The following is a 9,313-nucleotide window of genomic DNA, read 5'->3' on the forward strand; positions in this document are numbered from 1 at the left end:
CCGCATACAGACGTATTGTCAAAATCTGATCCATATCAGACACCCCCTGCTTTCTTCCATTTATTGAGATTGCTCATCCTGCGCAGACGGTAGTTATAGCATCCGCGCATCAGTTCCGTAAACTGACCATCTTCCCACAAATATAAGGGCGATCCCGTGCTGACAAGATATTTCCCCTGTCCCAGAGGGCAGAGACTTGTACGGGCAGTCGGATTCGTTTCCAGTTCCATGAGCAGTTCGTCCTTTGCACTGTAAATCTTTGAAATATATTTTTTCCCGGAGATAAGATAGTCAAGATTTGCAGGAAAGCGCATATACATACCGTCATGGAGCGGATAGCGGATGCTGTAATCCTGTGCGCTCCATCTGCTTTCCGAAGTATGGGATTCCCCCGTAACAGAGTCTCTTGACGTTGTTTTGGTTTTCTCCATCCAAGGCTCAAGATTGCTGCCATCGAAGAACACATATCGGTCTGTGCTGCTCGAACTACCGTCTCCCCCATGCTCTGATGTTGCGTGCCATATCATCACTTTGAAGTTCCCAGCTTTATCCACCCGCCCGCCTTCTGTTTGACAGCTATAGAGGTCAGTGGGACCGGATACGGCGGGAGCACCAAACATCTGCACAAGATCGTATGCGGCGATGATCTCTCCGTTGCGTTTGACAGAGAGAATACTGTCACGCTGATCTGCCCCGATGAGCGGGAACACGAGAGCATTGACAGCTTCAAGGGTATAGAGATTTCCCCGCTCATCCATTTCGGCATCAAGCATTCCATAGCCTGTAACATACGCGAAGTGGCGACTGCTGTTGACCATCCATATATCCTCTTGGGAAAAACCGAGCGGATGAATCTTTCCTTTTGCATAGTACGAATGGAGCATCTGGTTTTTTTGATCCTTCCACTTTATCTGGAGGAGCGGTATGCCGGAAAGGACATTCGTCGGAACATAACTGATGCCACCCTCGGATTCATGCCCGTAGACGCAACGACCGTCCGTCCAGATCCATTCGCCCGGATAGACGGTGCGATTTCCAATGCAGATGAGCCACGTACCATTCGCAAGCACCCGATTCCCGCTCACAGCTTTCACTCTAGCCCTGTGCATAAGCTCACGCTCCCACGATAACGGCAGTGCCGCCCTTTGAAATCTGTACCCACACAAGACTTCCGTCACAGGTGTTGCAGTCCACTGCCACACGGAAGGGATACGACCGCTCTCCGATATGGACGCGCCCGTTACGGATAATTCCCCTTTGTGCCTGTGATTCAGCCACCTTCGAGTTCTTTATCCCTGCTCGGATTGCCGCCGCAAGCCCCGGAACGCCATTCATCCATACCACCTCACCATCTTGATGGTCTGCCGCAAAAGACGCGGCGTAAGTTCCACTGTGTTCGACTGCAAGAAATACTCATGTCCCTCAAAACGGATGCGCTCGGTGAAATCAACGATGTGGTCAATGTCGGGAACGCCGCTACGAATCCGTGCGCGAATCTCCACGGTGACCGTCTCCTGTGTCTTGCGATTGAGCCATTCGATTTCTCTCGTCAGCATTCGCAGATAATCTGCACCCACAACTGGAAACTCAGTGTCGATGAGCGAGGAGTACGGAAGCTCATCATCGCTCGCGTAACTTGCACCAAGGCTGAGATTCGACTGCTCGACGGTGAACTGACTCGCCTTGCCGCCGGGCTTTCCCTGCGACAAGCTGCTGCCCTCCAATACGCCGTCCACATAGACGGTGGCCGCATACCATCCATAGCCGAGCGGCGCATGGTAGGTGATGCGCTCCGTGCCCTTCTCTTTGCTCCAATCTTCCCAGTCATATTCTGTGTGCTTCTTTCCGTCATTGACGGGTTCTGTTGTACGTTCCCATTCCTTGAAGAGATAGACATCCCGCCCCGTAGTGGCGTAGGCGTAATCCGTGCGGCTGGTCGAGCCGTCCACATTATGCGTGCGCTTCTCGGCGAGGTATTCCCCATCGTAGGTATAGGTGCTGTAGCCGTTCTCATTCGTCTCGCGGACGAGAAAACCGTTGGAGTAAGTGCGGCTGATCTCTTTGAACGAAATCGTGCCGGTGAAAGGAATGGGAGATGTTTCCTCCTCGTTGTGCGCCCCGCTCTCATGATTGTTGTTCGCACTGTGCCAGACGGAGCGCACGAGTTTTCGCTCTATCGTCGGCTGTGCGTACGGCCAGTGCGTGATGTCAATGACGGATTCCTCCATGCCGCGCTGAATAATGTGGAGCGTATCTCCGCGAATAAAGACGTTGATCTGACGCTGCGGCAGTTTTGCCGTCCATCCGAACAGTGCGGAGATAAAATCATGGTAGGTCATGCCGCTTCCCTCAAAGTTCTGAGATGGGATGAAATCATCGGTCAGACGATGTAATTTCAAACCAAGTGCCGCCGCGATCTCGGTCGCATAGCGCGACGCCTTTGCCCGCTCCACATAGATATGAATGGGCGTGTAGAGGAGCGTGTCCTTACTGTACGTCCCCTTGACGGACTGCACGATGCCACGCTGACTTGTTTCCTCCACGAGAAAACGGAAGGCATAGTCCATCACCCGCCCCTCTACACTCGCACCGACAGACAGCGGTTGAACGGTTTCAAGTTGGATGGTGTCGGAGAGACTGAGTTCCCCAAGCATTACGGAAAACGAGCGAATCCCCCGCTCCCGGAATTCTGCGTAGGTAAGCGTATGCGGGATCTCAATCCTCGTGTCTGCCAATATATGCAGAGACTTGATAAGCTGACGTGCTGTATCTGTTCTAACGGAGCAGAATTGTCCGGTACGCCGCAACGTATCTGTATTTACCGATTCCGTCCGTCCAATCCGGCGGAGCAGCTTTCCTCTAATTGATACTTTCACTCCTGTTTGTAGAAGCCGCCGTGTGTCGGCGTGAACCACGCAGGATGCATGAAGTTCCCGCCTTAGATCACACGTCAGTTTTACCGATTCTTGAATCATCGGGATAAACGTGATATAAACGGCAGGATGGAGATGGATGCGTCCAAAAGGAAACCACGAGATGAGAACACCGGGCTTCAGCTTGATACTCATGTCCCCGCTCTCCATCCAAACTGTCGCTCTGCAAGCTCCGCAACCCTTAGAGACGTGTCGTATGCTCCCATAACGTACCCCGCCGTATCTTGCCCTGCGATATGTCTGCCGTGTTCCGTAATTATGCCGCCGCTCTTTTCAATCGCTGTCAGAGCGCACAGCCCCTCTGCTGTCCGATAGGCGGGCTTTGCAAAGGGCGCAATACTGACCACACGGGAGTTCTCTCCGTACTGCGAGATAAGCGACGAAACATCGACCGACTGCAGAATCTCCTGTCCTGCCGCCGTCGCCTCATAGCTGCCATCGCCGCAGTCGGTCATGTTTGTTTGTGTTGCTGTGATCGGCAGCAAAGCGATCTGCTCGCGGGGGTCAATCGGCGCATCCGATAGGATAAGATTCGAGATAAGGGCGCGGTTGTTGTCACTGAATATCTTGATGGTTCGCGAATCATACGAGAGGTTTATATCCCTCTTATTGCAAAATTCATGATCGTTGACGACGACATGCAGGATGCCATTGTTCTCATTCCCCTGCTTGATGTGAAGCCATACGGTACTCATTGCATACATGGGAATAATCTCAGCGATGTCGGACTTGTAAAAAAGCGAGTTGGTTCCTGCGAGTCCGGAAAAGGTCAAGCTGCGATAACCTCTCAGATAGATGCCGTTCTGATACCCGATACCAAGTGAAAAATCGACATCATCACGCCCTTTTACCCCGAGAATATACAAATCGAACTTTCCGTAAAATTCCGTGGGAACTTCGGAAAGTTCGACTCCCCGCTCTTTGGAAGGCTGCCAAAAAGATACACCCGTCTTGCTGTACTGCTCACCCGTCACCGTTGTGCCACCGCTGGTCGAAAGCAACTCCGCATAACCAGGATTGATGTACTTGAACGACATGACGCACCTCCTAATCCGACACAAGCAGCCCTTCTGCTTGAAGATCGACACTCACATCGCTTTGCGGCTGCTCATCGGAAGAACTCATCGCTTTCACCCAGAAAATAACATTCACCGTGCCGACACCGGAAAGCGCAATCTCATCCTTCCAATCTGCTACTGTCAAAACGGTATCAGTCGTATAATTGTGATCCATCGCCACCTTCCACTTGTCCGCATGATCGCCGACGAATTTGACCGTAAGTGTTCCATCAATATGGAAGCCGCTCTCGCAGCGTACTGCACATTTGACGGCTTTCTGCTCGCCCTTGCCCGCATCGAGCAAAACAGAGATGGGAGAAAGTTCCGTGCCGGAGCTGACCTCCGTCCCGTCCTTGCCGCCCTCGGTCGGATTGTTCATATAGATATGCAGCAGTTCTGCCATTGTCACACCCTCCAAAATTCAAGTGAAATCTTATATACCTTCGGGAAATGAGCCATATACTCGTAGGACTTCACCACAACACGCATCGAGGGCAGGACGCTCCCGCTCTCGTCCGTTACGGACACCCTTGCGCGGCTATCCCAATATGCCTTGATTTTCTCCCAGTCAGCGGCAGTTACAACAACGGTGCAAGAGATACGGTCTCCCTCTGCAATATGCCCGAAATCCTGCACGACCACACCGCCGACGATCTCCAAGAGCTGCTGACGGTCATCAGGAACGATCTGCCAGTTCTCGACACTCAGCGTTCTAACCTCACCAATGTGAATATGAATTGGAATCCCCCCCTAGGGCATTTTCAACAGCAGGACGGATTCGGTCGGCGACATGATCGGCAAGCATACGCATTCCCTCGTTATCCTCCGTAACAGCATTCTCGATTTGCACCTGTATGTGAATCTGGCGATTGTCCGTCATAGAGGGAGATGTCTGATCCCCTTGCTGTGAAGCACTTGCGCCCTGCCCCGCAGTTTGGATGCTCTGCGCCTGTTGTCCAAGCCCTGCCATCATCTGTGAATACGAAAACTCCTGCCCATTGACACGGATGCGGGAACTGTCCTCACGCTTCTCGGGAGCAAAATTCGGCAGGAGATTCTCCATCGCCCATTTCCGTCCCGATTGGAACTGCTGAAGTAACTCCGGTGTCAGTCCTAAATCCTCTGTCGTGAACTTGTTCTTTTTGCGAAGGTACTCCATCAGTCCGACCTGCCCGGACTTCTTGAACACCTGCAGTTCCTCTTTCTGGGAACGGAGGACTTCCAGAGCGGCATTGCGCTTGGCATCGAGTTTTTGCTTCTCCGCCCAGCGTGTCGCCTCAACCTCATCCAGACCTTTCTGCACCCACGCATCCTTCTCGCGCTCAATCTCCGCAAGGCGGTTTTCAAGCTCCGTTTTCCAGATCGAGTCAATATTGGAAGCGACATCCCGCTCCCACTGCTCCATCACTCGCGCCTTGCTCTCACTGAGCCACGCCTGCGTCTGCAGCTCGTCCAAGCCCCTCTGACGAAAGGCATCGGCTTCACGGGCGATGGAGTCCAGTTTGTTCTGCAGATCCGTCTTGTAGAGCGCATTCGCCTTATCCACAACGTCCCGCTGAAAATCGGCGTAGATTTTCGCTTCCTTCGCCAAGCGGTATTCGTCGATTAGATGCGAATCTGCGCCCTTCTGGAAGGATTCGAAGGCTTCGCGATCCAGAGCGTGTAGACTGTTCTGGATGTCCGTATGCGTCAGTGTATATAAGCTGTCCGTCAGTTGTGCGGTCATCTTTGCAGATTCACTGACTGTCTTTGCGGCATCTTTCTCAGCCGCCGCACGAATTTGCGCCGCTTTGGCGTTCTGTTCCTGCGCCTTGGCGTTCTTCTCCGCTTCGGCACGGGCACTCTCCTCTGCCGCAGCTTTCTCTTTGGCAATCTTCTGCTGTTCTTGGTATCTCTTGTACTCATCGCCATAGAGAGCGTCGAGGACGGTACCGCCAAGGAACGGAATTGCAATCAGCGGAGATGTCACAGGATGATTCTTCATGAGCCACGCATTCGCCTCGGCGTGTTCGTTGACCTTGTGAATCTGCTCTCCGACAAAACCTGCAAGCTCCGCGACGGTCTTGAGTGCCTCGCCCCAACCAAGGACGGCATCCTTGATCTCGTCCTTGTTGTCACGGATACTTTCAATAAGAGAGGTAAAGCCGTCATTGATCTCGGGCATGAGTTCCTCGGCGGCAGGGAGCAGCGCCGCGCCGAGGGCAAGTTTCAGCTGCCCCGCTTCCATCTCCATCTCGCGCCATTTGAGATACGTCTCATGCGCCTGTTCGGGATCGAGCAGTCCCGTGGTCTTGACGCGCGAAGAAATGGTCATCAGGTCGTCGTACTGTTCGAGAATCGGGATTAGTGCCGCACCACGCGCACCGAGGACTTCTGCGGTATACGCTTCCTCCATCCCCGCTTCGCTTGCTGTCTTGTATCCCTTGGCAAGCTGTGCCAGCTGCTCGTTCAGAGGCAGGAGATTTCCCTGTTGGTCTTTGAGCGCAATGCCAAAGCGCGAGAGTGCGCGAGATGTGTCATTTCCGCTCTCTCCTGCGTCGGATACCTGTTTGTCAAGACGGGCAATGAGCGGAATAACGCTCTTTATATCCGTATCCGCCAGTTGGAACATACGCCCTAGTTCAGCGGCTTCACCCGCCGAGACGTGGAGACGCTGCGTCAGCTTGTAGACGTTCTCGCCCGCAAGCATCGCATCTTTGGTGATGTTGAACAGCCCCGCACCCGTCGCAGCGACGGCCATAACTGCGGCCATCTTTGTCGAGAGAACATTGAATCCGCTCGTGAGATTCCGAACACCCGCCTGTGCCGCCGTCATTCCCGCTGAGATACGTCCGCCGAGCGTACCGGAAAGCACGGCACTCTCCTTGAGGCGGTTATTCAGTTTCCGCACCTCGGCTTCGGTCTGTGCGACGGTTCTCTGTTGACGCAGGAGATTGCTCTCTGCTCTACGGTAAGATGCACTGTCTACGCCGTCATTCTTTTTCGCGGATTGGAGGACAGCCGCAAGAATCTGTTCTTTCTGCCGCTGAATATCCAGTTCGCGGTTGATCGCCTGATGGCGCACCTTGATCTTATCCAGTTCCGTCCCCACACCGTCGAGTTTGGCAAGATCGGCATCCAGTTTCAGATGGATGTTATTCGCCTTGCTGTTGAGCCGTGCGATGGAATCCGAGACGGTTTTCCCCGCCGTATCGAAGTCCAGCTGCAGCTGTGCGATGTTGAGACCGATGTCGAGATAGAGTTCATCAATCTTTTGTCCGCGCTTTGCCACTCCATCTCCCTCCCTACATCACGTCGTCAATAAATCGCTCGGACAATCTTTCTTCGCAGATCGCTGTTACTACAAGCTGATCGAGCAGGAACGCAATCTCATGTGAATCAATCTCGTGCATCGTCCACCCGTAGGCGGACTGCAGCCGCTCGTAGTAACGCAGTAAATTCTGGTACGGGGAAAGAACTACGCCTCTTTCCCCGTCTCCTCGTTTGGGAGGTTCACCAGTTTGGAAAACGTCAGTGACTGAATCCAACGGAAAAGGGAGCGCGTCAGCGGCACAATGTCCGCAACGTCTACATTCTCCTCCACGGATTCCCTTGTCACTTCCTCCCGTCCGAATCCAAGGATAATCAGTCGGACGTGTGCATCCAAGAAGACCTCAAGATTCATGTCCTGCTTGTCGGCATCAAAAAAGGCAAGGAACTCGCGCCAGACCTTCATCTTTGGAGGGTTTGGCATGATCTCCCTGCCCGCAATATGCAGTTTCGGCGTTTCCATAGCTTCCTCCCTCAGACCTGCTCGTACCACTTCGTCCCCGTCTCAGCGGCAAAGCCCGCCGCCTCCTCGTCTGCCTTGGCGTAGGACAGCCCATCCGAGAGACGGTAGATCGCCTTTGCCGTCAGTGTCGGCGTGTCGAACTGAATACTCTCCTGCTTCGAGTTGCCAGATTCCGAGGGTTCCGTGAATTGGACTTTGTAGAACTTAGTATATCTCTTCTTGCCGTTGCGCTTATCCGACTGAAAGAGCACAGCAAAGTACGGCGCAACATCGTCCTTGCCCGCCTTCATCACACCATTTTCGATACTGTGTCCAAGGAGATACGCGACATACTCAAGCGGTAAAGCAGCCGTGTCAAACGTCAGATCGTAGGATGCGGTATTCGATGCCGTATCCACGGACTGACCGTCGGCAAATAGCTCCGCTTGATTCGTCTGTGGCTTGATGTCCACCTTGCGCAGGAGCTTCCCGAGCGGGATCGGAGCTTCGTAGGTCGCCGCTCCGCCTGCCACATCGGTTAGCATCTTGGCAATATGAAGTTTCTGGATGTTGATGAACTGCCCGCTTGTCAGATTCCCGGCGGGCTTTCCTGTTGGTGTTGGACTTGGCATTTTATTCTCCCTCCACTGCTGTTTTATAGTCTGTAATTTCAACGAAAATGTCCTTCTCGACAATCTCCTGCGTCTGTGTACGGACAAAGCCGAGTGGCAAAAGCGCGTTCTGCACGGCGCAATGAATCTCTCGAAATCGTCCGTCCTTCGTCAGAATATGGATACGCACCGTGATTCGGCGTTCCAGTTCCGTGCCGTCTGCCGAGAGCGCAGGAACATCCGAAATGACGGTGTAGACAAGAATCGGATACGTCCCTGCATCGGGGCTGCGCCCGTGATAGATGCTCTTCTTTCCGTGAGCGAGAAGCTGCGTCAGCTCCTTCGAGCACACAAGTGCCTGATACACCATCTTCGCAATACTCATTTCCCTCGCCTCCGTATTGCCATACGGACGGCATCGACGATGGCAGAACGGATCCCATCCTTCTTGGCATCGAGCGCGGGATAGAGAAACGGCTTGTTGATGCGTGGGCTGAATTCGACGAGTGTACCGTAGAATACGCCATCCTGAGACTCCGCATCTGCCGCAATCCTCCAAACGGAGCCGTCCTTTCGTCGCAGTCGCTTATGGATGGAGTCGCGGAGTGCGCCCTTTACCACGCGCTTATCTGTTCCCGTATAGACGGGACAGCGGGTCTTTGCCTCCGCGACCACATCGTCCGCTCCGTGCGCGAGTGCTTCCTTTGCCGCAGCCGTCGCCTCTGCGCCAAGCTCGGACAATATCTTCTCGGCAGAGACGAATCCTCGGTATCTAGCCATCTTCCACCAACTCCCTGCATTCCAGAACAAGCCACCGCTTCTTCCCGCCAAGTGGATACGGCGGCGCAATCGGTGTGAGCGTTTTGTCTCCCCAACGAATACGATCCGTCACTCGTACATCCGCACAGTAACGAATGACTACACGATAATCCACCTCCTGCACCTTCTCCGCATATCCGT

Annotated in this window: 12 protein-coding genes; all 12 read right to left on the minus strand. The window is 53.6% G+C overall.

Annotated elements, in window-relative coordinates; genetic code table 11:
• Positions 1-35: 35 nt before the first annotated feature.
• Complete coding sequence (locus tag HMPREF9163_RS00535) at positions 36-1,109, minus strand: hypothetical protein (RefSeq protein WP_009439654.1); 1,074 nt, start codon at positions 1,107-1,109, stop codon at positions 36-38.
• A gap of 4 nt (positions 1,110-1,113) precedes the next feature.
• The gene (locus HMPREF9163_RS00540; RefSeq protein WP_009439655.1) at positions 1,114-1,335 is read right to left on the minus strand and encodes a hypothetical protein; all 222 of its coding nucleotides are present in this window, start codon (positions 1,333-1,335) and stop codon (positions 1,114-1,116) included.
• Positions 1,332-3,068 (minus strand): hypothetical protein, encoded by a 1,737-nt coding sequence (locus tag HMPREF9163_RS00545; RefSeq protein ID WP_037345509.1) that lies wholly within the window; start codon positions 3,066-3,068, stop codon positions 1,332-1,334. Before HMPREF9163_RS00545 ends, HMPREF9163_RS00540 begins: the two co-directional genes overlap by 4 nt.
• Complete coding sequence (locus HMPREF9163_RS00550) at positions 3,065-3,970, minus strand: hypothetical protein (RefSeq protein WP_009439657.1); 906 nt, start codon at positions 3,968-3,970, stop codon at positions 3,065-3,067. Before HMPREF9163_RS00550 ends, HMPREF9163_RS00545 begins: the two co-directional genes overlap by 4 nt.
• A gap of 10 nt (positions 3,971-3,980) precedes the next feature.
• Positions 3,981-4,394, minus strand: coding sequence for a hypothetical protein (locus HMPREF9163_RS00555; protein WP_009439658.1), 414 nt, complete (start codon positions 4,392-4,394; stop codon positions 3,981-3,983).
• A 2-nt stretch (positions 4,395-4,396) separates the two neighbouring features.
• Entirely contained in the window at positions 4,397-4,735 is a 339-nt protein-coding gene (locus HMPREF9163_RS00560) for a phosphoribosylformylglycinamidine cyclo-ligase (protein ID WP_232296649.1), read from the minus strand.
• A complete protein-coding gene (locus HMPREF9163_RS00565) occupies positions 4,710-7,262 on the minus strand; it encodes a hypothetical protein (RefSeq protein WP_009439660.1) in 2,553 nt (850 codons plus the stop codon). Before HMPREF9163_RS00565 ends, HMPREF9163_RS00560 begins: the two co-directional genes overlap by 26 nt.
• 186 nt (positions 7,263-7,448) lie before the next feature.
• Positions 7,449-7,763: a hypothetical protein gene (locus tag HMPREF9163_RS00570; protein WP_009439661.1), complete on the minus strand. Its 315-nt coding sequence runs from the start codon at positions 7,761-7,763 to the stop codon at positions 7,449-7,451.
• Between the two features lie 11 nt (positions 7,764-7,774).
• The gene (locus HMPREF9163_RS00575; protein ID WP_009439662.1) at positions 7,775-8,374 is read right to left on the minus strand and encodes a major tail protein; all 600 of its coding nucleotides are present in this window, start codon (positions 8,372-8,374) and stop codon (positions 7,775-7,777) included.
• Position 8,375: 1 nt separating this feature from the next.
• On the minus strand, positions 8,376-8,738 hold the full coding sequence (locus tag HMPREF9163_RS00580) for a DUF3168 domain-containing protein (RefSeq protein ID WP_009439663.1): 363 nt from the start codon (positions 8,736-8,738) through the stop codon (positions 8,376-8,378).
• Positions 8,735-9,133 (minus strand): HK97 gp10 family phage protein, encoded by a 399-nt coding sequence (locus HMPREF9163_RS00585; RefSeq protein ID WP_009439664.1) that lies wholly within the window; start codon positions 9,131-9,133, stop codon positions 8,735-8,737. Before HMPREF9163_RS00585 ends, HMPREF9163_RS00580 begins: the two co-directional genes overlap by 4 nt.
• Positions 9,126-9,313: head-tail adaptor protein (locus tag HMPREF9163_RS12255; protein ID WP_009439665.1), on the minus strand; the 188-nt coding region annotated here is incomplete at its 5' end. The genes HMPREF9163_RS00585 and HMPREF9163_RS12255, both read right to left, overlap by 8 nt.

It is taken from the genome of Selenomonas sp. oral taxon 138 str. F0429, from assembly GCF_000318175.2.
In the GTDB taxonomy this organism is placed as follows: domain Bacteria; phylum Bacillota; class Negativicutes; order Selenomonadales; family Selenomonadaceae; genus Centipeda; species Centipeda timonae.